The sequence below is a fragment of the Pseudomonas oplopanacis genome, from assembly GCF_057128725.1.
Map to the genome: position 1 here is coordinate 15,100 of NZ_JBSKHV010000004.1, position 20,463 is coordinate 35,562.

Here is a 20,463-nt window from a genome sequence, read left to right on the forward strand (position 1 = left end):
TCGAGTTAACTAGAGGTCAAGCAGGATTTTTAAATGATCACCCCGGACAATCTGCACAAGGAACTCACCGTCGGCCAATTGGCCGCCCGCAGCGGTGTGGCGGTCACGGCGCTGCACTTTTATGAATCCAAGGGGCTGATCAAAAGCACGCGAAATCAGGGCAACCAGCGGCGCTATCCACGGGAAGTGTTGCGGCGGGTGGCGCTGATCAAAGTCGCGCAACGCCTGGGGATTCCGTTGGCGGAGATCGGTGAGGCGTTGAAATCGCTGCCGGATAACCGCGCACCGACGGCGGCGGACTGGAAGGTGCTGTCGGCGCAATGGAGCCGGGACCTGGATGAGCGGATCAATCAACTGACGTTGCTGCGCGACAAGCTCAATGGCTGCATCGGGTGTGGGTGTTTGTCGATGGAGGCATGTCCGTTGCGCAACTTTGGTGATGTGCTGGGGGAACAGGGGCCGGGGGCGCAGCTGCTGGAATCTGGGCCAGGCCAGAAATAGCGTCGCGGCCTTCGCGAGCAGGCTCGCTCCCACAGGAGACCGCGTTCTCCGGTCAACTGTGGGAGCGAGTCTGCTCGCGATGGCGTCCTTACATTCAATAAAGATCTAGAACCCTGGCGCAATCTGCCCCTTGTACCGGGTCAGGATGAACTGCCGAACCTCATCCGAATTCAACGCCTTGGCCAGTTTCTGCAAGCCCGGATCATTGATGTTGTCCGGCCGCGCCACCAGAAACTCGATATACAAACTCTTGCCCTTCTCGACAATCAGCGCGCTGTTGGTGTCGATCCCCGCTTCCAGCGCGTAGTTGGCAAAGACAAACGCCAGGTCGACCTGACTCACCGAACGCGCCAGCAATGCGCCCTCCAGCTCACGAATCTTCAGGTGTTTGGGGTTGTCGATAATGTCCCGTTGTGTGGCCAGGGTGTTGCTCGGGTCCTTGAGTTTGATCAGCCCGGCTTCGTGCAATAGCACCAGCGCACGGCCGGTGTTCACCGGGTCGTTGGGGATCGACACGGTGGCGCCGTCCTTCAGCTCGGCGATGTTTTTGATCTTGGTCGAGTAGGCGCCGAACGGTTCAATGTGCACGCCGACCACCGGCACCAGATCGGTGTGGCGGGTCTTGTTGTAGTCATCGAGAAACGGCCGGTACTGGTAATAGTTGGCGTCGAGGTTCTTCAACGCCAACTGCTGATTGGGCTGGATGAAATCGGTGAAAACCTTGATGTCCAGGTCCACGCCCTCCTTGGCCAGGATCGGTTTGACGAATTCGAGGATTTCCGCGTGCGGGACCGGAGTGGCGCCGACGGTGAGTTTTTCGTTGGCGTGAACGCTCAACGACACTAAGGCAGCCAGAATGGCCAGGGTCTTTTTCATGTTGCGCTCCTAGGCAGATTGAGTGGCCGTCGTGGGGTGGACGTGGGGCCTGATTGCTTTCTTTTGGATAAAACTTATCGTCGGCTGTAGCGCGCCACCAATCGGTCGCCGGTCATTTGCAGGGCCTGGACCAGGATCAACAACAGCACCACAGTGACCACCATGACGTCGGTCTGAAAACGCTGGTAGCCGTAGCGGATCGCCAGGTCACCCAGTCCTCCGCCGCCGATCACGCCGGCCATCGCCGTGTAATCGACCAGCACAATCGCGGTCACCGTGACAGCCGCCAACAACCCTCCCCGCGCCTCGGGCAACAAGGTGTGGCGGATGATCTGCCACGTATTCGCGCCCATGGCCTGGGTCGCTTCCACAACCCCGCGATCCACCTCGCGCAAAGCGGTTTCCACCAGCCGTGCAAAGAACGGCGTGCAACCGACCACCAGCGGTGGAATGGTCCCAGGCACCCCGAGCGAAGTGCCAACCAGCAGCGTGGTCAGGGGAATCAGCACGATCAGCAAAATGATGAACGGCAACGACCGCAGCATGTTGACGATCACCGACAGCACCCGGTAAACCCCGACCGCTTCATGCAACTGGCGCTTGCCGGTAAGAAACAGCACCACCCCCAACGGCAACCCCAGCAACACGGTAAATCCCAACGCAGCGCCGAGCATGCTCAGGGTGTCGAGACAGGCCTGGGCGATGTCCGCCCAATAGATATGTTTCAGCAACTCGGCCATCAATCACGACCAGTCATGGCGTGGCGGTTTCACGCCGTTGAGCATCCAGTTGCCGACCACGTGGTATTTCCAGCGCACCGGGTCGTGCAGGGTATGAACCCGGGCGTTGCGCCAATGGCGGTCGAAGTTGTGCTTCTTCAGGGTCGAGCGGGTGCCGCCGAGTTCGAAGAGTTTGTTGCTGGCTTCGATGGCAATTTCAGTAGTCAGCACTTTGGCCTTGGCCACCGCGAGGGAAGCCTGGGCGACGTTATCTTCGTCGGGTGCCGGACGCGCCGCATCCAGCGCTCGCCCTGCCCGTTCCAGCAAGGCTTCGGCGGCTTCCAGACGAATCTCCAGGCCACCGACCTGGATGATGGTCAGCGGATCTTCACTGGCCTTTTCCACACCCGCATCGATCCACGGCCGAGCGAACTGCCGGACGAAGGCGATGGTGTCGCGCAGTGCCGCACGGGCGATGCCGGCGTCGATGGCCGCGGTGGTCAATTGTGCAAACGGGCCGGCCAGCGTCGGCGATTCATAGGAACGGTAGGTCGGGAACAGATTGAATGCGCTGACGTGCAAATCCTCGGCGAGCACGGTGCCGCTGGACGTGGTGCGCTGACCGATGCTGTCCCAGTCGTCGACGATCACCAGCCCTTGGGTTCCACGCTGGACGAAGGCCAATTGACCCTTCTGCTCTTCGTCCAGCGCCAGCACCGCCAGCCAGTGGGCGTACAGCGAACCGGTGCAATAACCCTTGCGCCCGTTGATCACATGGCCGTCGCCATAACGGCGGATCGTCGCCTGAATGTCCTGGACGTTTTTGCCGCCGGTTTCCGACAAGGCATTGGCAAAGCGATGGCCCTGCAGTGCCAACTCGAAGAAGTGGGCCTGTTGTTCGGGCGTGCCTTGCAGGCGGATATCTTCCAGCAGGCAATAGTGATTTTGCGGGATCTGCCCCAGCGACGGATCGGCGGCGGAAATGATCGCGATGACCTGCGCCAGCACCGCATAGGACACCTGTGCGCCACCAAACTCGCGAGGCACGCTGATGCCCCATAAACCACTGTTGGAATACAGATCGACAACATCGGCGGGGACCTGGCGCGTGCGGTCGCGCTCAGCGTCCTGCTCCAGCAATACAGCGGCGACACGCTCGGCGACACGCAGGGCTTCGGCTTCGTCGGCGATCCGATGGGCGGCCGGCGGGTTGATCGGATAAACGGCAGATTCAGGCATGTGACGGTCTCGACAACAGTGTTTAACAGAGCTATTGCAGCTTCTGTGCCGAGGTTCATCACCCATGATTTCGGGGGTTTGACGGGTGTTTTTCAGCGTTTCTGATGATGCAGCCGAGCAATCTGCTGCTGCGCTGTTGATGGCTGAACAGTGAGGCTGCTCGTCGGGTGCCCGGCTGCCAACACCACGCTGACCTATATTTAATCGGCCGGAAATCGGCGCAGGAGACTTTCCACCCACAACAACAAACAGGGAGATTCATCATGAGCGTCAAACCCATTCCAGAGGGTTATCACAGCATCACCCCGTACCTGGGCATTCAAAAAGCAGCCGAAGCGATCGAGTTCTACAAGAAGGCCTTTGGCGCCATCGAAGTCATGCGCCTGGCCATGCCTGATGGCGGCATTGGTCACGCCGAACTGAGGATCGGCGACTGCCCGATCATGCTCGGCACACCGTGCGATCAGGGGCCGCTGAGCAATCCTGACAACTCGCCGTCAGTGGGCCTGCATCTGTATGTGACGGATGTGGACAAGTCCTACAAACAGGCGATTGATGCGGGCGGCACGGTGGTGTCCGAGGTCAAGGATCAGTTTTACGGCGACCGCTCCGGGACGTTGAAGGATCCGTATGGGCATTTGTGGTTTTTGGCTACGCGCAAGGAAGACCTGACTCAAGAGCAGATTGAGCAGAGGGCGAAGGAGATGTTTCAGCAGGGTTGAGATTTTCAGTGTCTGACCGGCCCTCTTCGCGAGCAGGCTCGCTCCCACAGGTACAGCGGTGATCTTGTGGGAGCGAGCCTGCTCGCGAAGGGGCCATCCCCAGCACCTCAAATCCGCTCCTGTAATGACTAACCGCCAATAAGAAACATTTACTTTCATCTCCCCCTTCGGGATTTCTGTTCCTCATCCGTCTTATAGAGATGCAGTCGGCGTGCGCAGGCAACAGCCACCGCCGGCCTTTTCATGGACCTCAACGCTGGGAAGCCCGCAGCAGAGGTTCTCTCATCGATACAAGACCTTTAATCATGTCGAAGAAATCCCGTTCCAAACTCTGGTTTCTGGTCCACAGCTGGCTGGCATTGCCGATCTGGTTTTTCGTGCTGATTGTCTGCGTCACCGGCACATTGGCGGTGATCAGTCAGGAAATCGTCTGGCTGGCCAACCCGCAAATGCGCGCCAGCCAGCCGTCGGACGATGCGCCGTTGCTCAGTTATGACCAGATCATAGCGGAGATCAAAAAGGCCGAGCCGGACACGCTGGTCGAATCCATCAGCCGCCCCGATGAATCCCACTTCGCCCTCGACGTCAGCGTCAGCTACCCCGACGGCCGCTCGGTGACCGTGTACGTCAACCCGTACAGCGGCGTCATTCAGGGCACCGCCCCGGCCTTCGATTTCAAGGCGTTTACCCGCGCGCTGCACGGCTGGTGGCTGGTGCCGTTCACCAATGGCTACAGCTGGGGCTGGTACCTGGTGTCCTTCTTGAGCCTGCCGTTGCTGGCCTCGTTGGTCACTGGGCTGGTGGTCTACAAAAAATTCTGGAAAGGCTTCTTCCGACCGACCCTGCGCATTCGTCATGGCGCGCGGATTTTCTGGGGCGACTTTCATCGCCTCAGCGGTATCTGGTCGATCTGGTTCATTGCGGTGATTTCCGTCACCAGCACCTGGTTCCTGATTCAGGCGTTCATGTTCGATAACCAGATCTCGATTTCCACCGCGCCGGTGGCCCTGGTGGTGCCGCGTGAAAGTGTGCCGGTGACCACAGATGGCTCGCCCGCACCGACGATCAGCCTCGAAACCGCGATTGCCCAGGCCAAGGAACGCATTCCCGGCCTCGAAGACAGCTTCGTCAGCCTACCCGCCAATGCCTACAGCTACCTCTCGGTGGGGGGACGCAGTTGGTATCCGCTGATGTACCAGACGGCCGACATCAACCCCTACACCGGCGACGTCGCCGCCACGCGCCTGCTGTCGGACCGCACCGGCCTGGAGCTGGTGACCGAGTCCATGCGCCCCTTGCACACCGGTGATTTCGGCGGGATCTGGATCAAGCTGATCTGGTTTTTCTTCGGTTTGATCCTGAGCATGATGGTCCTCAGCGGCCTGCTGATCTGGACCAAACGCACCGCCCTCGCCACCGCCAACGCCCTCAAGCGCAGCCACAAACAGCCACGGGTGCAAGCCGCGACGGAGGTCAGCCAATGAACGCACACGTCAAGCAAACACCGGACTCGATGTTGCGCCGCTTCTGGCTGAAATGGCGCTTCCACATCAACGTTCTGCTGTTGTTGGTGCCGCTGGGGTTCATGCCCAAATACTTCGCAGACGCGGCACTGTTTCGCGGCGATACCGGGCTGGGTGAGCGAGAGATCGGAGAAGTCCAGGTCGGCCCGTGGAGCCTGCGTCTGGCCGAGTTGCGCAATGAGGCCCCGACACTCGATGGGCCGGCCGGCCACATGAAGAACTTCACCGCCGCGCTGTGCGACAGCTGCCGCGATCAGGTCAAGGCGACTTACCTGCGCATCGGCAAACCGCGCAGCCTGCGGGCCGCCGGGGTGATTTTCTTCGGCACGCCGCACCGCATGGCCGCCATGGTGCCGATCCCGGAAAAGACCAAGGCTGACGCCGAGCTGTGGATCACCATGGAAGGCTGGGACGGCGCGATGCATCAGGCCGCCCTGCCCCTGAGCCAGGCATCGCCGGCCACCGTCGCGTGGCTGAACCAACCAGGAGGCAAACCATGATTCGCATTTTTCGCCCACTCCACGCCGTTTTGCTGGTGCTCTGCGCCGGTTTCAGCGCCAGCGCGCTGGCGCACAACCCGATGTGCGAATGCAAAGCCGTCGATGCCGAACAGATCAAATGCACCGGCGGGTTCTCCGACGGCAGTGGTGCGCCGGGCGTGACCCTGGACGTGATCGGCTACGACGAAACCATTCTGGTGCCGGGCAAGCTCGGCGCCGATTCCACGTTGACCTTCAAGAAACCCGGCGCGGAGTTTTATGTGCTGTTCGACGCCGGTCCCGGCCACGTCGTCGAAATCGACCAAGCGGACATCGAATCACCATGAGTACGCCTACCACACACGTTGTGCGCCCGGCTGGTGCCGGCCACGAAACCCTTTATGTGCTGCTGTTGTGCCTGATGATTCTGGCGGTGGCCGGTTCGGTGGTTGCCTGGCGCCACGAGTCCCAGGCCGTAAGCAGCGTCGGCAGCCATCAACTGGATGCCCGCCGCGACTTGAGTGCGTCCGAGCAAGGGATCTACGCCGACCTGCGGGTGACGCTGGACGAGATTCATTTGCTGCAACAGGAACAGCAAACCCTGCCAACACCTGAAGCCCTCGCCGAGGAAGGATTTGCACCGTTCGCCCAGGACGCCAGCTCTGTCAGCCGTGGCGCCCATGCCTGGCAATTGCTCGACGCCAAGGCTTACTTCGGCCAGAGCCAGACACCCGCCGTGGCCGGTTCGTTTTTGATGCGCCTGACTGCTGGCACCGAGGCGCCGGACATCTGGCTCAACCGCGCCACCGATCTCAAAGCCCCGACCGACCTGACGGACGCAGCCCTCGAAAGCGCCGGCTGGCAATTGATCGTCGCGCAATTCGATGCCGGCGTGACCCGCCAGCACCGGCACTGACCCCTCGCATTCATCCGAGAGAAGACCGCTTTCCCATGCCTATTTCATCTTTCCTGCGCCTGCTATCGGTCGGCTTGCTGGCTTGCCTGCTGACTCCTCTGACCCATGCCGACGACGCCAAACGCCTGCGCATCGGCATCACCCTGCACCCTTATTACAGCTACGTTGCCAACATCGTCGGCGACAAGGCCGATGTGGTGCCGCTGATTCCGGCCGGTTTCAATCCGCATGCCTACGAACCCCGCGCCGAGGACATCAAGCGCATCAGCGGGCTGGACGTGATCGTGCTCAATGGCGTCGGTCATGACGACTTCGCCGACCGCATGATCGCTGCCAGCGAAACCCCGAACATCCCGGTGATCGAAGCCAACGAAAACGTGCCGCTGCTGGCCGCTACCGGCGTCGCCGCACGTGGCGCCGGCAAGGTGGTCAACCCGCACACGTTCCTGTCGATCAGTGCCTCGATTGCCCAGGTCAACAACATCGCCCGGGAACTGGGCAAGCTGGATCCGGCCAACGCCAAGACCTACACGCAAAACGCCCGCGCCTACGGCAAGCGTCTGCGGCAGATGCGCGCCGACGCCCTGGCGAAGCTGACCCAGGCCCCCAACGCCGAACTGCGCGTGGCCACGGTTCATGCGGCTTACGATTACCTGCTGCGCGAATTCGGCCTGGAAGTTACTGCGGTGGTCGAACCCGCCCATGGCATCGAACCGAGCCCGAGCCAGTTGAAAAAAACCATCGACCAACTACGCGAACTGGACGTGAAAGTGATCTTCTCGGAGATGGATTTTCCCTCCACCTACGTCGATACCATCCAGCGTGAATCCGGGGTGAAGCTGTATCCGCTGTCGCACATCTCCTATGGCGAATACACCGCTGACAAGTACGAAAAGGAAATGACCGGTAACCTCAACACGGTGGTCCGGGCGATACAGGAGTCGGGCCAATGACCGCACAAGAAAACCTCGCTGTCCAAAGCACCGGCCCGACCCTGGATTTCGCCGATGTCAGCCTGACCCTCGGGCGCACGACGATCCTCGACAACGTGACCTTTCAGGTCTCGCCCGGCAGTGTGCACGCGCTGGTCGGCCCCAACGGTGGTGGCAAGAGTTCGCTGATCAAGACCCTGCTCGGGCAGATGCCGCATCAGGGTCGCCTGAGCCTGCAATGGCCGGGCGAACCCGGGACCATCGGCTATGTACCGCAAGCCCTGGAGTTTGATCGCGGCCTGCCCATGACCGTCGACGATTTCATGGCCGCCATGTGCCAACGCCGCCCGGCGTTTCTCGGGTTGAGCAAGCACTACGCTGCCGCGATTGGCGAGGCGCTGGAACGGGTCGGCATGCAGGACAAACGCAAACGACGCATGGGGGCGTTGTCCGGTGGTGAGCGTCAACGGGTGCTGCTGGCGCAAGGGCTGATCCCGGCACCGCAACTGCTGGTGCTCGACGAACCGATGTCGGCGCTGGACGAAGCCGGTATCCAGGTGTTCGAACGGCTGCTCGGCGACTGGCGCCAAAGCGGCATCACCGTGCTGTGGATCGAGCACGATCTGGAGGCCGTCGGGCGTCTGGCAGATCGCGTCACCGGGCTCAATCGCCGGGTGTTATTCGATGCCACGCCGAAACAGGCACTGACCCCGGAACGTCTGCTGACCCTGTTCTCCACCCATCCACGGAGCGCTGCCTGATGAGCTATGAAGCCTTTCGCTTGATGATTCAGGGCTGGGCGTCTTCGGGGTATCTGCCCGAGGCGCTGGCCTACGGATTTGTGGTCAACGCGTTGCTCGCCGGCCTGTTGATCGGCCCGGTGCTCGGTGGTTTGGGTACGCTGGTGGTGGTCAAGCGCTTCGCGTTTTTCTCCGAAGCGGTGGGTCACGCGGCACTGACCGGCGTGGCCATCGGCATCCTGCTCGGCGAACCCTACACCGGGCCTTACGGCAGCCTGTTTGGTTACTGTTTGCTGTTCGGCATTTTGCTCAATTACCTGCGCAACCGCACCGGTCTGGCGCCGGATACCTTGATCGGTGTGTTCCTGTCGGTGTCGCTGGCATTGGGCGCGAGCCTGCTGCTGATTCTGGCGGGCAAGATCAACGTGCACATTCTGGAAAACGTGCTGTTCGGTTCGGTGTTGACCGTCAACGGTAACGACCTGGCGGTTCTGGCGATCGTCGGTTCGCTGGTCATGGCGCTGGCCTTGCCGCTGTACAACCGCATCATGCTGGCCAGTTTCAACCCGCAATTGGCGGCGGTGCGCGGGGTGGCGGTGAAGACCCTGGACTACCTGTTTGTGATTCTGGTGACACTGATCACCGTCGCCGCGGTGAAGGTCATCGGCGCGATTCTGGTCGGCGCGCTGTTGGTGATTCCGGCAGCCGCCGCGCGCTTGCTCAGCCAATCGCTGAAGGGCTTTTTCTGGTGCTCGGTGCTGATCGCCACGGTCAGCACGCTGTGCGGGATTCTGGCGCCGATTGTCTTTGATCTGCCGATCCCGTCCGGTGCCGCGATCATTCTGGTGGCCGGTATCGCCTTCGCCCTGTCCGCCATTGCGCGCGGAGTCGTCCCAAGCCTCAAAGGGAATCTCGGATAAATGTCTTTTTCTCTGCGTCAACTGACCCTGGCCGTTGCTTTGTGTGGGCTGGCCAATACAACTTTTGCGGCAGAAAACGCCAAACCGCTGCACGTGCTGGCGTCCTTGCCGATCACTTACGGACTGGGCGAAGTGCTGCTCAAGGGCACCCAAATCAACCTTGAACGTGCCGCACCGGCGAACCTGCCCGGCAGCCGTCAGACCGCATACTTCACCGGCCGTGGCGCCCCGGCGCTGGCCAAACTGGCGACCGACGCCGATGCGGTGATCGGCCTGCGTTCGCTGTGGGCGGATGATCCGCTGTATCCGATCTCCCGCCGCAGCAACATTCGCATCGTTGAAGTCGATGCGGCGCGCCCGGTGGACGGCGCCCTCCCCGGCATCGCCGTGCAGCCAGACAACAAGGTCGAGGGTTTGAACAGTCAGCCGTGGCTGTCCAGCAACAACATGGGGCGGATGGCGGACGTGATGGCCGCTGACCTGGTGCGCCTGTCGCCAGAAGCCAAGCCTGCAATCGAGGCTAACCTGGCGGCGCTGAAACAGCGTTTGCTCAAGTTCAGCGCCGACAGCGAAGCGCGGCTGGCCAGTGCTGACAATCTCAGTGTGATGAGCCTCAGCGATCACTTCGGCTATCTGATTGGCGGGCTCAATCTGGAGTTGATCGGGATTGACGCGCGCCCGGATGCCGAGTGGACGCCTGAAGCGCTCAAGCAATTAGGCGCGACGCTGAAGGACAATGAGGTGGCGGTGGTGTTGCATCATCGGCAGCCTTCGGACGCGGTGAAAGCGGCGATTGCCGAAGCCGGTAGCCGGTTGGTGGTGTTGAGCGTGGATGCGGCGGATCCGGTGGCCGAACTGGAAGGAAATGTGGATTTGGTGATCAAGGGGTTGAACGGCGCTTAAGTCAGTTGGACCGCGTTATCGTTCTTCGCGAGCAGGCTCGCTCCCACAGGGGATTTGTGTGATGCCGCATATCCAGTGTGGGAGCGGGCTTGCTCGCGAAGACGGCCTCACAAACGCCACAAACTCCGGACATGAAAAAGCCCGCTGACCTTCTCGGTTCAGCGGGCTTTTTTCGCACGCTCAATCAGTGAGTCACTGCCGCCTGCTCTTCCATCTTGCGACGCAAACTCAGCGGACGCATGTCCGTCCAGGTTTCTTCGATGTAGGCCAGGCATTCCTTCTTCAAACCGCTCTTGCCCACGGTGCGCCAGCCCTCTGGCACGGCTTTGTAGTCAGGCCAGATCGAGTATTGCTCTTCGTGGTTGACCACGACCTGAAAGAGGATGTCCTCGCGGTCGAATACTGAAGTCATGGGCGTTTCTCCATCGCTGTAGGGTGGGCTGCGCGGCGTGCGCAGCCGTTATGTAGAAAGAACGTTCAGGGCGCCAAGAAATTTAGAGACTGGCGGTGGCCGCGGCCATGGCCCGGCCGAAAATCCCGGCGACCTGATCGATTTCAGCCGCCGTGATCACCAGCGGCGGCAGGAAGCGCACGACACCGCCATGACGGCCACCCAGTTCGAGAATCAACCCGCGCTTGAGGCATTCGCGCTGCACCAGCGGCGCCAGTGCAGCAAATATCGGCGGATGGCCCTGAGCGTCCGGCGCTCCGTTCGGGTCGACCAGTTCAACGCCGAGCATCAAGCCGCGACCGCGGATGTCGCCCATCTGCGGGAAGTCCCGCTGCAGGATGCGCAGGTGTTCACTCAAGCGCTCGCCCATCGCGGCCGCGTGCTCGCACACCTTTTGTTCGACCAGATAACGCATCACTGCAGAACCGGCGGCCATGGCCATCTGATTGCCACGGAAGGTCCCGGCGTGTGCGCCCGGCAGCCAGGTGTCGAGCCAGTCGCGGTAAACCACCACTGCCAGCGGCAGGCTGCCGCCGATGGCTTTGGACATCACCACCACGTCGGGAATGATCCCGGCGTGCTCGAAGGCAAACATCTTGCCGGTGCGGGCGAAACCGCTCTGGATTTCATCGACGATCAGCGCCACGCCAGCCTTTCCGGTGATGCGACGCACACCGCGCAACCAATCGAGATCCGCCGGAATCACGCCGCCTTCGCCCTGCACCACTTCCACAATCACCGCCGCCGGCAATTGCACGCCGGCCTCGGGATCATTCAGCAGGTTTTCCAGGTAGCTCAGATTGACCTGCACGCCCTGCGCCCCACCGAGGCCGAACGGGCAACGGTAATCGTAGGGATACGGCATGAACTGCACGCCGCTGCTGAGCAAGGCACCCAATGGCTTTTTCGGTCCCAGACTGCCCATCAGGCTCAATGCGCCCTGGCTCATGCCGTGATAACCGCCCTGGAACGACAACACGGTGCTGCGTCCGGTGGCGGTGCGCACCAGTTTCAGCGCGGCTTCCACCGCATCGGTACCAGTCGGGCCGCAGAACTGGATTTTCGCCTCGGCGGCCAGTGCAGGCGGCAGCAGGCCAAACAGGTCCTGCACAAACTGGTCCTTGACCGGCGTGGTCAAGTCGAGGGTGTGCAGCGGCAGCCCATCGCTCAGCACTTGCTGAATCGCTTCGATCACCACCGGATGGTTGTGCCCCAGTGCCAGCGTCCCGGCACCGGCCAGACAGTCGATGAAATGGCGACCTTCGACGTCCTCGACATAAATGCCCTTGGCACGTTTCAGCGCCAGGGGAATGCGCCGCGGGTAGCTGCGGGCATTGGATTCCTGCTGGTTTTGACGGGCCAGCAGCGGCGATTCATTGAACTGGTACAGCGTTTCGGCAGACATCGGGACAATCCGGGCCGGCTGATCTTCGATAAGGCTGGTAGCGACTGACATTTCTCGACCCCTCAATAAGGTTTCCTGTTCTGGAAACGCATCAGGGGCTCAAGGATTTAGACCGTCGACAACGCTTTGTGCATGGGAACCGCCTGAAGCCCCGCCACCGCGAAGGTTTCAGCGCAGGCCTGGTAACCGAGATGCCGATAAAAGGCCTCGCCGGTTCGGGTGCTGTTGAGTCGTGCCAAGTGCACGCCGTGATCGATCAACCAGCCTTCAAGGTCGCGCACCAGCGTCTGCCCGACACCTCGGCGGAACCATTCCGGCTGCACGTAACAGAACGCGACCCTGCCGCTGATGGCAGCCATCGCGACGCCGACCGGTTTGTCGTGCAACAGGGCGATGTTGAGGTACAACCGTTGGTCAGTCAGCCAGGGCTGGACGTGTTCGATGGTTTTGTTCTGGACCCAGGTGGCGACGGTTCGCGGGTCATTGCGGTGATCCAGCACGCACCCAACCCGAATGGAGCGCTCGACGATGCGGCTGATGATGCCCGCGTCGGCGGAGGTTGCCTTGCAGATATGAACCGATGCTTCCATGGCGCTGTTACCTCAATCCATTGAGAAAAAGCTGCCGGGGACGATAGCGCTCCGGGGCGCGGGTGACTAATGGAGAAACATTACATTTGGTGTGCAACACAAGCCCCTCTGTGGGAGCGAGCAAGCTCGCTCCCACAGAGATTGGGGGGTGTTGGTTAGATTGTTTGCAGGGGCATGGTCAGCTCAACCCGCAACCCATCCGGTCGGCTGTCGAACCGCAACGTGCAGCCGCAGCGCTGGACAATCGCCTGAACAATCGCCAGCCCCAAGCCGCAACCGGTGCTTTGGCCATTGCGCCAGAAGCGCTGGGTCAGGTGTTGCAGATCGTCTTCGGCAATCCCCGGCCCATGGTCGCGCACCAGAAAACGCGCACGATTGCCGGTGGTTTCCAGGCTCAATTCCACGGCGCCATCGCCAGGGGTATGACGCAAGGCGTTGTCCAACAAGTTGCGCAATGCGGCAATCGACAACACGGCGGGCATTTGCACCGGGGCACTGGAGAACGTGTTCGGCATCTGCAGCTTGATGCGTTGCCGATCCCCGCTGGCGGCGTCCTGAATGGCCAGTTTCGCCACTTGTTCAGCGCTGCACTGAACGCCGTCATCGAATGACAGACTGCCCTCGACCCGCGCCAGCAACAGCAGTTGTTCAAGGGTCCGGTGCATGCGGTCGGCGCCCTCTTCAGCCCGGGCCAGAGATTGATCCCGCGCCGCGCCGTCGGTCATGCGCGCCACTTGCAGGTGGGTCTTGATCGCGGTCAACGGGCTGCGCAGTTCGTGCGCCGCATCGCCGGTCAGACGTCGTTCACGTTCAATGGTCTTGCCGATGCGCTGGAACAGCTGATTCTGCGTGTCCAGCAGCGGTTGCAGCTCGCTGGGCAGCGGCTGGATCTGCAACGGTTCGAGGGAATCGGCGCTGCGCCGCATCAGCGCGTCGCGCATCCGGTTGAGCGGCGCCAGCCCTTGGCCGATGCCCAGCCACAACAGGCACAGACAGCCGAGCAACGCCACACCCACCGGCACTGAGGCGGCCAGCAGGATCGACATGTTCAGCGCCTCGCGCTCGATTTGCCGGTCGGCGGTGGTGATGCGCAGATCGCCGCGCGCCAGGGTGAAGCTGCGCCACGGCGCGCCGTCAATCATTTGGTCGTGAAAGCCCATTTTCTCGGCTTCCAGGGTTTGCTGCGGATCGGTGTGGCTGCGGGCGAGGATTTCGCCACGCAATGAACTGACCTGACAGGCCATGCCGCCGGGGATATTCAACTGTTCAGCGCTGAAATGGGTGCCCTCGCCCTTGCTCGGCAACGCGGGCAATTGTTCCATCAGGCCGGCGACCATGCGCGCTGAAGCCACCAGCCGCTGGTCGAGGGAAAACATCATTTGGTTACGCAGGTCGCTGAGCATCCAGGCCGCCGCCAGCGCCCAGATCAAGGCAAAAGCGGCGCCGAGGGTCAGGCTCAGGCGCAAACGCAGGCTCATCACTTCGAGGATTCTCCGCCATCAGCCGGCCCCAGGCGATAGCCCAGGCCGCGCACGGTTTCGACGATGCCGTTACCGAGTTTACGCCGCAGGTGATGGATGTGGACGTTGAGGGCGTTGCTTTCCAGTTCGTCGTTGAAACCGTAGACGCTGTCCTTGAGTTGCTCGGTGGAGAGCACGCGCCCGCGGTTATGCAGCAAGGCTTGCAGCAACGCCTGCTCGCGACGCGACAAGTCCACCGGTTGACCGCCGAGCAGGGTTTCGCGACTGCTGGGGTCGTAGGTCAGCGCACCGTGTTCTATCAGGTTGATACTGCGCCCCGCCACCCGGCGCAGCAACGTGTGCAGACGCGCAGCCAGTTCGCGCAGATCGAACGGTTTGAGCAGGTAGTCATCAGCGCCGGCTTGCAAGCCATCGACCCGATCCGTCACTGAATCGCGCGCGGTGAGAATCAGCACCGGAATCTCCAGGCCGTTATGACGCAGTTGCTGCAACAGCTTCAGGCCATCTTCGTCGGGAAGGCCGAGGTCGAGCACCATGACGTCGAATTCAGCGACCTTGAGCATCGCGCGCGCAGACGACGCGGTGGCGACGTGCTCGACCGTCAGGCCTTGTGCGGTAAGCCCGGCAACAATGCCGCTGGCGATCAGCTCATCGTCTTCACAAACCAGTACGTGCATGGGCGCTCCCAGGAGTAAAAACGCGAGTCAAACAGGCGAGGATTAAGGCGCAATTATGGCAAGTGCGGTGGCTGACGAACAGTATCGATTTCTCTCATCCACTTCCTTGAACGTACTCTTAATACTGCTTAGTTGCAAAGCGAAACAAACGACTCGAAAAAAACATACTGATAAATGCACGCAAAACGATAAGCTTCATTCCGCAGTACAACTTAAATAACCGAAACTTAAACAACGAAGACATCTATTGAAAAACCAAAAGTCTTCCACCCACTGAAAGGAATCAGTACATGCCCCAACTAAAAAACTTTGTCGCCATTGACTGGCGCTCTGGAACCGACGCTATTCATTTCTTCTTCAAAGATATCAATAAATACTCCAGGTACAGCAACGAGGACGAAAAAATCCCAGAGGGATACCCAAGTGCCATATCGCAAGGCAACTGGGGCGACTTCCATTCTCATGCCAAAAATCTGCGATTCGGCTTCACCACAACCAGCTTGTCCTATGATATCGGTGGGGTTGACTCGGATGCCTCCTGGTTATTCTTCTATGTGGGCGAAATACCCACTGTCTGTCGATATGATCAAGACGCCGATACCGTCAGTTATATCAAACCGGTTAAAGATTCCATATGGGCACCGCTGCTTCCTTATTTCGACCGTATCGTGGCAGGTACATGGTGGGACGTCACCGGGAAAAAGTTCATATTCAAGTTCATCATGAATGACGGCAATCACCTTTCTTTTGATTACGCCAAAAACCAGATCAGCATCACTTACTGGCCAGGGCTGGAACGTTATACCAATCGAATTATTACAGGCGTACAAAAAGACCGAACTTTTGCCGACAACTATTTCTACGTTTTCCTGACGAACAATCAATACCTGATCTACAACCTGCAACTCAATCGATTGCAATCCGGCCCTCACGCGGTCAATGACAAGACGTGGCCGGGCTTGCAGCGCGGCTGAAGATTCACCGGCGTGCGGTTAATCATCGGTTAATCGCCGCCTCCCATTGTGCATCTCACTTGCACAGGGATAAGGCTTACCCATGCGTCGTCTGTTTTTATTTTTTGTCCTCTTGATCTCGGGTATGGCCCAGGCAGGGAGCAATCCGTTCGATACCAAACCTGAATTCCTGCCAGTGGAAAAAGCGTTCGTTTTCACCTCCGAACGCCTTGAATCCGGTGAAACCCAGCTCTATTGGCAGATCACCGACGGCTATTACCTTTATCAAAAACGCCTGAAGTTCGATGGTTTGCCTGTTGATCAGCATCCCGTCTTGCCGGAAGGCGAAGCGCACAGTGACGAGTTCTTTGGCGAGCAACAGGTTTACCGCCAGGGTCTGGAACTGAAGATCCCGGCCGGCGCTACCGGGCAGGTCAAGGTGGGCTTCCAGGGTTGCGCCGATGCTGGTTTGTGTTATCCGCCGCAGACCCAGGTCGTGGATCTGGGCGGTGTCGCGCCGATTACCGCAAACGAAGCACCGGATCAGGCCTTGGCCAGCGACCTGCAACAACGGGCGCTGGGCTGGAGCTTGCTGGTGTTTTTCGGTTTGGGCCTGTTGCTGGCATTTACGCCTTGCTCATTGCCGATGCTGCCGATTTTGGCCGGTTTGATCGTGGGCAGCGGCGCCACCTCCAGGCGCGGGTTTGCCCTGGCGGGCAGCTACGTGGTGAGCATGGCGCTGGTGTATGCGGCGATGGGCGTGTTAGCCGCGCTGCTCGGCGCTAACCTGCAGGCGCTGTTGCAAAACCCGTGGCTGCTGGGCAGTTTCGCGGCGGTATTTGTACTGCTGGCGTTGCCGATGTTCGGTTTCTTCGAACTGCAACTGCCGGTGGCGGTTCGCGACCGTCTGGAAAACGTATCGCGCAATCAGCGTGGCGGCAGCCTGGTCGGCGCCGGTGCGTTGGGCGCGTTGTCCGGTTTGCTGGTAGGGCCGTGCATGACCGCGCCGTTGGCCGGCGCCCTGCTCTACATCGCGCAAAGCGGTAACGCGCTGCATGGCGGGCTGATTCTGTTTGCCATGGGCATCGGCATTGGTGTGCCGCTGCTGTTGCTGGTGACCATCGGTAACCGCTTCCTGCCCAAACCCGGTGCCTGGATGAACCTGCTCAAAGGCATCTTCGGTTTCCTGTTCCTCGCCACCGCGTTGCTGATGTTGCGTCCGGTGCTGAATGAGTCGCTGTGGATCGGTTTGTGCGGCGCACTGTTGCTGGTAGCGGCTTACAGCGCCTGGCGCCAGTCCAGTGGTTTTGGTCGAACGGCGCACGTGTTCGGTGCCGGTTCATTGCTCCTCGGATTGTGGGGCAGCCTGTTGATGATCGGCGCCGCCGGTGGCAGTGACGATTTGTTTCAGCCGCTGCAGGTCTATCGCGGTTCAACCACGGCCAGTGCCGGTGCACCGGTCGGCCACGAGGCCTTCACCACGATCAAAGACCCGCAAGCGTTGCAACGGGAACTGGATGCGGCGCAAGCGCAGGGCCAATGGGTGCTGCTCGATTACTACGCCGACTGGTGCACCTCGTGCAAAGTCATGGAAAAACAGGTCTTCGGCAAAGCCAAGGTGATGGACGCGTTGAGCGATGTGCGCTTGCTCCGGCTGGACGTCACCGCCGACAATGCCGCCAGCCGCGAACTGCTCGGCCGTTATAAAGTGCCGGGGCCACCGAGTTTCCTGTGGATCGGCGCCGACGGCGAAGAGCGTCGCAGCCAGCGCATCACCGGCGAGGTCGATGCCGACACCTTTCTGCAACGCTGGACCACTACCCGAGACGCCCGTTAATGCTGACCTTTACCCTCGGCACCTTTGCCATCGCGCTTAACCATCTGCTGCTGATCAGTGCCTTGGCACTGGCGACGTTTGTCGGCTGGCGGGTGGCCAAACGGGGTGGCGAGAACCCCGAGTCGGTGCTGTTCAGCCTGTTCCTGATGGGCATGCTGGCGGCCCGGATCAGTTTCGTGGCGGTTTACTGGATGCACTATCGCAACGATCCATGGCAAATCATCGACCTGCGCGACGGTGGTTTTCTGGCCTGGCCGGGGGTGATTGTGCTGCTGTTGGCCACGCTATATCGCGGCTGGCGTCGGCCGGGATTGCGCCGTCCTCTGGGATTCGGCGTGGGCAGCGGCCTGGCGTTCTGGCTGCTGGCGACCGTCTCCCTGAGCATTTACGAGCAAGGCACGCGCCTGCCGGAAATCAGCTTGCGCAATGCCGCCGGTGAAACCGTGCAACTGGCCGATTACAAGGGTGGTCCGCTGGTGATCAACCTCTGGGCCACCTGGTGTCCGCCGTGTCGTCGGGAAATGCCGGTACTGGAAAACGCCCAGCAACATCGCCCGGACCTGACGTTCCTGTTCGTCAATCAGGCCGAAAGCATGCAAAGCGTCGCCACCTTTCTCGAAACCCAGGGCTTGAGCCTGACCAACGTGCTGTTCGATGGCGGCGGTCGTCTGGGGCAGGCCGTGGGTTCCATGGCTTTGCCGACTACGCTGTTCTATAGCAATGACGGTCGCCTGTTGGGCAGCCACCTGGGCGAACTCTCGGAAGCCAGCCTGGCCCGCGCCCTGGAAAACTTCGACAGCCCTTCTTCTGCCGCACCGTCCACTTCTCCAAGGAAACTGCCATGCCCCGCCTCCGCCACCTGCTGACGCTGACCCTGGGCGCCGCCCTGCTGCACCTGCCGTCGGTGCAGGCCGCCGAAGAACTGCCTGAAGCAATCAAGAAGATTGAAGCCAAGGGTGCGAAAATCGTCGGCCAGTTCGATGCACCGGATGGCTTGCGCGGTTATGCCGCGCAATACCAGAACCGTGGCATGGCGCTGTACCTGACCCCGGATGGCAAACACGTGTTGCTGGGTAACCTCTACGATGCCGAGGGCAATGACCTGTCCACGGCGCCGTTGCAGAAATTGGTCTACGCGCCGATGTCCAAGGAAGTCTGGGGCAAGATGGAAGCCAGTAACTGGATCGGCGACGGAAAAAAGGATGCCCCGCGTGTCGTGTACCTGTTCAGCGATCCGAACTGCCCTTACTGCAATGTGTTCTGGGAGCAGGCGCGGCCGTGGGTGAAGGCTGGCAAAGTACAGCTGAGGCACATCATGGTCGGGATCATTCGCGAAGACAGCCCGGGCAAATCGGCGGCATTGCTGGCGGCCAAGGACCCGAGCAAAGCGCTGGAAGAACACGAAAAGGCTGGCAAGGAGAGTTCGCTCAAGGCGCTGAAGGAAGTGCCGCCGGTGATTCAGCTGAAACTGGCGGCGAACATGCAATTGATGGAAGACCTGGAGTTGCAGGCGACTCCGGCGATTTTCTATATGGATGACAAGGGTGAGCTGCAACAGCAGCAAGGCGCGCCTTCGCCAGATAAGTTGGCGAAAATCCTCGGGCCTAAGTGATCGACCTCCCTGGCCCCATCGCGAGCAAGCTCGCTCCCACAGGGGAACGCGATCAACTGTGGGAGCGAGCTTGCTCGCGATGGGCTGGCAAATTTAACTAATTTCTCTCAGCCAAAAACTTCAGCAGCGCCTCAGTGACAAATCCGGGATTCTCCAGGCTGGAGATATGCCCCGCCTCCGGCACCAGCACAGACGGGCACCCGATCAGTTCAGCCATTTCCTTCGCTTCCGACGGCGGCCGCGGCTTGTCCTGATCGCCACACATCACCAGCGTGGTTTCGGGATTCAACGCCCCCAGACGCGGCAACAAATCATCACGCGCAAAGGTAATCCGCCCCATCGGCACCACGCTTTCACGCAGGCGCTGCGGCGGCAGTGCAGCCAGCTTCGCGCGAAATTCCTGATACAGCGCCGACTGCGGATCGATGCCCGGACGGAAGAAAATCGGCACCACGATGTCGAGCAACGGCGCCGAGATCACACCGGTGTCTTCAATCTGTTTGAACAACGAGAAATAGTATTGGCGAGTCGGTTCCGGCTCGACCCCGAGGTAGGTGTCCAGCAGCACCAGACCGTTGATTCGCTGCGGTGCAGACAGCGCCAGCCGCGCGCCCCACATGCCACCGACCGACAAGCCGACCAGCGTGACGCGATCGATGTCCAGATGATCGAGCAACGCCAAGGCCTGACGCGCAATGTCGTCCAGCGATTGCGTGCCTGCGGGCAGCGGCCCGGATTCGCCGTGTCCCCACAGGTCCAGAGCGATGACCCGGTAGTGTGGTGACAGGGCGGCGATCTGCGGGGCCCACATGGCCTGGTCCCACAGGTAACTGCCGGCCAGCAGGACCGCCGGGCCGGTGCCTTGATCCAGGTAATGGAGGGCTTGACCCTCAATCGTTGCGAAGGGCATTGACGGGTTCCTTGGTGAAAACTGGAGTGGGGAGACTGTGCTGCGGTGGCCCCATAGTCAACATTTGGAGTGTCTGT

At 60.7% G+C, this 20,463-nt stretch carries 23 protein-coding genes; 14 read left to right on the top strand and 9 right to left on the bottom strand.

Features of this window, described 5'->3' with window-relative positions; genetic code table 11:
* The first annotated feature begins 33 nt into the window (after nucleotides 1–33).
* Nucleotides 34–501, top strand: a complete 468-nt coding sequence (gene soxR / locus ACWKV5_RS10395; protein WP_483841204.1) for a redox-sensitive transcriptional activator SoxR — start codon at nucleotides 34–36, stop codon at nucleotides 499–501.
* 105 nt (nucleotides 502–606) lie between these two features.
* Here the strand turns inward: soxR and ACWKV5_RS10400 are convergent, their stop codons facing one another.
* From ACWKV5_RS10400 to ACWKV5_RS10410, 3 genes are all read right to left on the bottom strand, one after another.
* Nucleotides 607–1,377: a MetQ/NlpA family ABC transporter substrate-binding protein gene (locus tag ACWKV5_RS10400; protein ID WP_483841205.1), complete on the bottom strand. Its 771-nt coding sequence runs from the start codon at nucleotides 1,375–1,377 to the stop codon at nucleotides 607–609.
* Between the two features lie 74 nt (nucleotides 1,378–1,451).
* Nucleotides 1,452–2,117, bottom strand: coding sequence for a methionine ABC transporter permease (locus ACWKV5_RS10405; protein WP_123432572.1), 666 nt, complete (start codon nucleotides 2,115–2,117; stop codon nucleotides 1,452–1,454).
* Between the two features lie 3 nt (nucleotides 2,118–2,120).
* Nucleotides 2,121–3,335, bottom strand: coding sequence for an SfnB family sulfur acquisition oxidoreductase (locus tag ACWKV5_RS10410; protein WP_483841206.1), 1,215 nt, complete (start codon nucleotides 3,333–3,335; stop codon nucleotides 2,121–2,123).
* A gap of 263 nt (nucleotides 3,336–3,598) precedes the next feature.
* On the opposite strand from ACWKV5_RS10410, the gene ACWKV5_RS10415 reads away from it, so the two are divergent.
* From ACWKV5_RS10415 to ACWKV5_RS10455, 9 genes are all read left to right on the top strand, one after another.
* Entirely contained in the window at nucleotides 3,599–4,057 is a 459-nt protein-coding gene (locus tag ACWKV5_RS10415) for a VOC family protein (RefSeq protein WP_483841207.1), read from the top strand.
* 305 nt (nucleotides 4,058–4,362) lie between these two features.
* Nucleotides 4,363–5,541 carry a PepSY-associated TM helix domain-containing protein gene (locus ACWKV5_RS10420; protein WP_483841208.1) on the top strand — a complete coding sequence of 393 codons (1,179 nt, stop codon included), beginning with the start codon at nucleotides 4,363–4,365 and terminating at the stop codon, nucleotides 5,539–5,541.
* On the top strand, nucleotides 5,538–6,080 hold the full coding sequence (locus tag ACWKV5_RS10425; protein ID WP_483841209.1) for a thiamine pyrophosphate-binding protein: 543 nt from the start codon (nucleotides 5,538–5,540) through the stop codon (nucleotides 6,078–6,080). The genes ACWKV5_RS10420 and ACWKV5_RS10425 overlap by 4 nt, the downstream gene beginning before the upstream one ends.
* Nucleotides 6,077–6,406: a hypothetical protein gene (locus ACWKV5_RS10430; RefSeq protein ID WP_483841210.1), complete on the top strand. Its 330-nt coding sequence runs from the start codon at nucleotides 6,077–6,079 to the stop codon at nucleotides 6,404–6,406. The genes ACWKV5_RS10425 and ACWKV5_RS10430 overlap by 4 nt, the downstream gene beginning before the upstream one ends.
* Nucleotides 6,403–6,975, top strand: coding sequence for a DUF6162 family protein (locus tag ACWKV5_RS10435; protein ID WP_483841211.1), 573 nt, complete (start codon nucleotides 6,403–6,405; stop codon nucleotides 6,973–6,975). The genes ACWKV5_RS10430 and ACWKV5_RS10435 overlap by 4 nt, the downstream gene beginning before the upstream one ends.
* Before the next feature lie 35 nt (nucleotides 6,976–7,010).
* Nucleotides 7,011–7,928: a metal ABC transporter substrate-binding protein gene (locus ACWKV5_RS10440; protein ID WP_483841212.1), complete on the top strand. Its 918-nt coding sequence runs from the start codon at nucleotides 7,011–7,013 to the stop codon at nucleotides 7,926–7,928.
* On the top strand, nucleotides 7,925–8,668 hold the full coding sequence (locus tag ACWKV5_RS10445) for a metal ABC transporter ATP-binding protein (RefSeq protein WP_483841213.1): 744 nt from the start codon (nucleotides 7,925–7,927) through the stop codon (nucleotides 8,666–8,668). Before ACWKV5_RS10440 ends, ACWKV5_RS10445 begins: the two co-directional genes overlap by 4 nt.
* Nucleotides 8,668–9,567: a metal ABC transporter permease gene (locus ACWKV5_RS10450; protein ID WP_007943275.1), complete on the top strand. Its 900-nt coding sequence runs from the start codon at nucleotides 8,668–8,670 to the stop codon at nucleotides 9,565–9,567. The genes ACWKV5_RS10445 and ACWKV5_RS10450 overlap by 1 nt, the downstream gene beginning before the upstream one ends.
* Nucleotides 9,568–10,470 (top strand): metal ABC transporter substrate-binding protein, encoded by a 903-nt coding sequence (locus ACWKV5_RS10455; protein WP_483841214.1) that lies wholly within the window; start codon nucleotides 9,568–9,570, stop codon nucleotides 10,468–10,470.
* Nucleotides 10,471–10,654: 184 nt separating this feature from the next.
* Here ACWKV5_RS10455 and ACWKV5_RS10460 read toward each other — a convergent pair whose 3' ends face one another.
* The 5 genes from ACWKV5_RS10460 to ACWKV5_RS10480 all read right to left on the bottom strand — a co-directional run bounded on the left by ACWKV5_RS10460 (nucleotide 10,655) and on the right by ACWKV5_RS10480 (nucleotide 15,074).
* The gene (locus tag ACWKV5_RS10460; protein WP_483841215.1) at nucleotides 10,655–10,882 is read right to left on the bottom strand and encodes an MbtH family protein; all 228 of its coding nucleotides are present in this window, start codon (nucleotides 10,880–10,882) and stop codon (nucleotides 10,655–10,657) included.
* A gap of 82 nt (nucleotides 10,883–10,964) precedes the next feature.
* A complete protein-coding gene (locus ACWKV5_RS10465) occupies nucleotides 10,965–12,377 on the bottom strand; it encodes a diaminobutyrate--2-oxoglutarate transaminase (RefSeq protein WP_483841216.1) in 1,413 nt (470 codons plus the stop codon).
* Nucleotides 12,378–12,433: 56 nt separating this feature from the next.
* A complete protein-coding gene (locus ACWKV5_RS10470; protein ID WP_483841217.1) occupies nucleotides 12,434–12,916 on the bottom strand; it encodes a GNAT family N-acetyltransferase in 483 nt (160 codons plus the stop codon).
* A 155-nt stretch (nucleotides 12,917–13,071) separates the two neighbouring features.
* Nucleotides 13,072–14,397 (bottom strand): ATP-binding protein, encoded by a 1,326-nt coding sequence (locus ACWKV5_RS10475; RefSeq protein WP_483841218.1) that lies wholly within the window; start codon nucleotides 14,395–14,397, stop codon nucleotides 13,072–13,074.
* Complete coding sequence (locus ACWKV5_RS10480; RefSeq protein WP_483841219.1) at nucleotides 14,394–15,074, bottom strand: response regulator; 681 nt, start codon at nucleotides 15,072–15,074, stop codon at nucleotides 14,394–14,396. Before ACWKV5_RS10480 ends, ACWKV5_RS10475 begins: the two co-directional genes overlap by 4 nt.
* Before the next feature lie 290 nt (nucleotides 15,075–15,364).
* On the opposite strand from ACWKV5_RS10480, the gene ACWKV5_RS10485 reads away from it, so the two are divergent.
* From ACWKV5_RS10485 to dsbG, 4 genes are all read left to right on the top strand, one after another.
* A complete protein-coding gene (locus ACWKV5_RS10485) occupies nucleotides 15,365–16,048 on the top strand; it encodes a hypothetical protein (RefSeq protein ID WP_483841220.1) in 684 nt (227 codons plus the stop codon).
* An 82-nt stretch (nucleotides 16,049–16,130) separates the two neighbouring features.
* Entirely contained in the window at nucleotides 16,131–17,864 is a 1,734-nt protein-coding gene (dsbD, locus tag ACWKV5_RS10490; RefSeq protein ID WP_483841221.1) for a protein-disulfide reductase DsbD, read from the top strand.
* Nucleotides 17,864–18,730, top strand: coding sequence for a TlpA family protein disulfide reductase (locus tag ACWKV5_RS10495; RefSeq protein ID WP_483841222.1), 867 nt, complete (start codon nucleotides 17,864–17,866; stop codon nucleotides 18,728–18,730). The genes dsbD and ACWKV5_RS10495 overlap by 1 nt, the downstream gene beginning before the upstream one ends.
* A complete protein-coding gene (gene dsbG / locus ACWKV5_RS10500; protein ID WP_483841223.1) occupies nucleotides 18,706–19,476 on the top strand; it encodes a thiol:disulfide interchange protein DsbG in 771 nt (256 codons plus the stop codon). Before ACWKV5_RS10495 ends, dsbG begins: the two co-directional genes overlap by 25 nt.
* 97 nt (nucleotides 19,477–19,573) lie before the next feature.
* Here the strand turns inward: dsbG and ACWKV5_RS10505 are convergent, their stop codons facing one another.
* A complete protein-coding gene (locus ACWKV5_RS10505; protein ID WP_483841224.1) occupies nucleotides 19,574–20,386 on the bottom strand; it encodes an alpha/beta fold hydrolase in 813 nt (270 codons plus the stop codon).
* Nucleotides 20,387–20,463 lie beyond the last annotated feature (77 nt).

Excerpts from the sequence above, each read along its gene's own strand:
- soxR (WP_483841204.1), top strand. The coding sequence starts at position 34 with ATGATCACCCCGGACAATCTGCACAAGGAACTCACCGTCGGCCAATTG.
- ACWKV5_RS10400 (WP_483841205.1), bottom strand. The coding sequence starts at position 1,377 with ATGAAAAAGACCCTGGCCATTCTGGCTGCCTTAGTGTCGTTGAGCGTT.
- ACWKV5_RS10405 (WP_123432572.1), bottom strand. The coding sequence starts at position 2,117 with ATGGCCGAGTTGCTGAAACATATCTATTGGGCGGACATCGCCCAGGCC.
- ACWKV5_RS10410 (WP_483841206.1), bottom strand. The coding sequence starts at position 3,335 with ATGCCTGAATCTGCCGTTTATCCGATCAACCCGCCGGCCGCCCATCGG.
- ACWKV5_RS10415 (WP_483841207.1), top strand. The coding sequence starts at position 3,599 with ATGAGCGTCAAACCCATTCCAGAGGGTTATCACAGCATCACCCCGTAC.
- ACWKV5_RS10420 (WP_483841208.1), top strand. The coding sequence starts at position 4,363 with ATGTCGAAGAAATCCCGTTCCAAACTCTGGTTTCTGGTCCACAGCTGG.
- ACWKV5_RS10425 (WP_483841209.1), top strand. The coding sequence starts at position 5,538 with ATGAACGCACACGTCAAGCAAACACCGGACTCGATGTTGCGCCGCTTC.
- ACWKV5_RS10430 (WP_483841210.1), top strand. The coding sequence starts at position 6,077 with ATGATTCGCATTTTTCGCCCACTCCACGCCGTTTTGCTGGTGCTCTGC.
- ACWKV5_RS10435 (WP_483841211.1), top strand. The coding sequence starts at position 6,403 with ATGAGTACGCCTACCACACACGTTGTGCGCCCGGCTGGTGCCGGCCAC.
- ACWKV5_RS10440 (WP_483841212.1), top strand. The coding sequence starts at position 7,011 with ATGCCTATTTCATCTTTCCTGCGCCTGCTATCGGTCGGCTTGCTGGCT.
- ACWKV5_RS10445 (WP_483841213.1), top strand. The coding sequence starts at position 7,925 with ATGACCGCACAAGAAAACCTCGCTGTCCAAAGCACCGGCCCGACCCTG.
- ACWKV5_RS10450 (WP_007943275.1), top strand. The coding sequence starts at position 8,668 with ATGAGCTATGAAGCCTTTCGCTTGATGATTCAGGGCTGGGCGTCTTCG.
- ACWKV5_RS10455 (WP_483841214.1), top strand. The coding sequence starts at position 9,568 with ATGTCTTTTTCTCTGCGTCAACTGACCCTGGCCGTTGCTTTGTGTGGG.
- ACWKV5_RS10460 (WP_483841215.1), bottom strand. The coding sequence starts at position 10,882 with ATGACTTCAGTATTCGACCGCGAGGACATCCTCTTTCAGGTCGTGGTC.
- ACWKV5_RS10465 (WP_483841216.1), bottom strand. The coding sequence starts at position 12,377 with ATGTCAGTCGCTACCAGCCTTATCGAAGATCAGCCGGCCCGGATTGTC.
- ACWKV5_RS10470 (WP_483841217.1), bottom strand. The coding sequence starts at position 12,916 with ATGGAAGCATCGGTTCATATCTGCAAGGCAACCTCCGCCGACGCGGGC.
- ACWKV5_RS10480 (WP_483841219.1), bottom strand. The coding sequence starts at position 15,074 with ATGCACGTACTGGTTTGTGAAGACGATGAGCTGATCGCCAGCGGCATT.
- ACWKV5_RS10485 (WP_483841220.1), top strand. The coding sequence starts at position 15,365 with ATGCCCCAACTAAAAAACTTTGTCGCCATTGACTGGCGCTCTGGAACC.
- dsbD (WP_483841221.1), top strand. The coding sequence starts at position 16,131 with ATGCGTCGTCTGTTTTTATTTTTTGTCCTCTTGATCTCGGGTATGGCC.
- ACWKV5_RS10495 (WP_483841222.1), top strand. The coding sequence starts at position 17,864 with ATGCTGACCTTTACCCTCGGCACCTTTGCCATCGCGCTTAACCATCTG.
- dsbG (WP_483841223.1), top strand. The coding sequence starts at position 18,706 with ATGCCCCGCCTCCGCCACCTGCTGACGCTGACCCTGGGCGCCGCCCTG.
- ACWKV5_RS10505 (WP_483841224.1), bottom strand. The coding sequence starts at position 20,386 with ATGCCCTTCGCAACGATTGAGGGTCAAGCCCTCCATTACCTGGATCAA.